General features: G+C 76.9%; 1 protein-coding gene and 1 pseudogene. Both read left to right on the top strand.

Annotated elements, in window-relative coordinates; translation table 11 throughout:
• Positions 1-514, top strand: a pseudogene (locus tag GTQ99_RS23165) (hypothetical protein); the annotation flags it as partial.
• An 80-nt stretch (positions 515-594) separates the two neighbouring features.
• A partial coding sequence (locus GTQ99_RS23160; RefSeq protein ID WP_166618006.1) for a phosphotransferase occupies positions 595-1510 on the top strand: 916 nt, incomplete at its 3' end.

Below are 1510 nucleotides of genomic sequence, written 5' to 3'. Positions count from 1 at the left end.
GCCCTGGATCTGGGCGCCGCCGCTGCCGCTGCCCTTCCGGGTGCTGGGCCTGGACGCCACCTTCACCGGTCCGCGCGGGGTGGCGCTGTGGAACCCGCCGGACGGCCCGGTCACCACCATCACCCTGGCCCACGGCGCCCTGGACCCGCACCTCCCCGGCGTGCGCACCACCACCCGTGCCGCGGACCCCGCCGGCGGGTGGAGCCCGGTGCGGGAAGCGGTCCTCGACGCGCTGCTGGGGTTGCCGGGGATCCAGGACGAGCAGCTGCGGCGGCTGCCCGCCACGCTGGGCACCGGCGCGGCGTGGGAACCGGTAGCGGTGCGCGTGGACGCCCGGGTGGTGCCCGCGCACCGCTACCGGCACCCGGGCGGCGAGCACTGGGTGGTCGCGGCGGACCTGGGCGATGTCGGCGTCAGCATCGCCGGGTGCGGCCGGCAGCTGGAGGAGCACGGGCTGCTCACCCTCGCCGGGGACCTGCCGGGCTACGCGGCCAGGCCCGCCCGCACCGGCTGACTCCGCCGGTGCCCGGGCGCGCCCCCGCCCGGCGGAAAACCCGTGGTGGGGGTGGCGCACCGCCCGACAGGCTCGGGGCCGTGACCCGACCGGGGCGACTGCCCGCCGCCGCGACCGAGGACGCCGCGCACGGCGTCGTCGGCGACGAGAGCGCCCTGCGCCCCGGCGTCGACGCCCTGGCCGGGGACCTGGGTCTGCGCACCGGACGGCTGCGGCGGTTCCCGAACGGGTCGCTGCCCGTCTACACCGACGGCCACCTCGTCCTCAAGCTCTTCCCGCCCCCGCACGCCGCCGCGGCCTCCGTGGAAGCCGCGGCGCTGAGGGCGGTGACCGGACGGCTGCCCGTCCCCACCCCCGCGGTGCATGCCGACGGGATCCACGACGACTGGCGCTACGTGCTCATGGACCGCCTGCCCGGACGGGACCTGTCCTCGGTGTGGGAAGACCTGACCCGCGAGGACCGTCGCCGGGTGGCCGCGCAGGCCGGCGCCCTGTCCCGGGCGCTGCACCAGGTGACCCCACCGGCCGTCGAGGACTGGTGGCCGCAGGACTGGGCGGCCTTCGTGCGCGAGCAGCGGGCCACCGCCGTCGAACGCCACCACCGCCGGGGGCTCCCGCAGCCGTGGCTGGAGCAGGTCGACGACTTCCTCGACCGGACTCCGCTCTCCCCCGGGCCGCGGGTGCTGCTGCACACCGAGGTCATGCCCGCCAACCTGCTCGCGGCGCTCGACGCGAGCGGGCGGTGGTCCCTGTCCGGTCTGTGCGACTTCGAACCGGCGATGCGCGGTCAGCACGAGTACGAACTCGTCGCGATCGCCGTGTTCATGGCCGGAGGCGACCCCACCGTCCTGCGGGAGGCGCTGATCGGCTACGGCTGCGACGCGACCCACCTCGACGAGGACCTGAGCCGCCGGCTGCTGGCGTGGACCCTGCTGCACCGCTTCGGCGACGTCGCCGCGTTCTCCGAGTTCCTGCCGCGGCCGCCCTCACCCACCC

Origin of the sequence: Kineococcus vitellinus, from assembly GCF_009906315.1 — a bacterium.
Classification (GTDB): Bacteria; Actinomycetota; Actinomycetes; order Actinomycetales; family Kineococcaceae; genus Kineococcus; species Kineococcus vitellinus.
The sequence above is the reverse complement of the archived record's forward strand: the minus strand, read 5'-3'. Positions and strand labels throughout refer to the sequence as shown.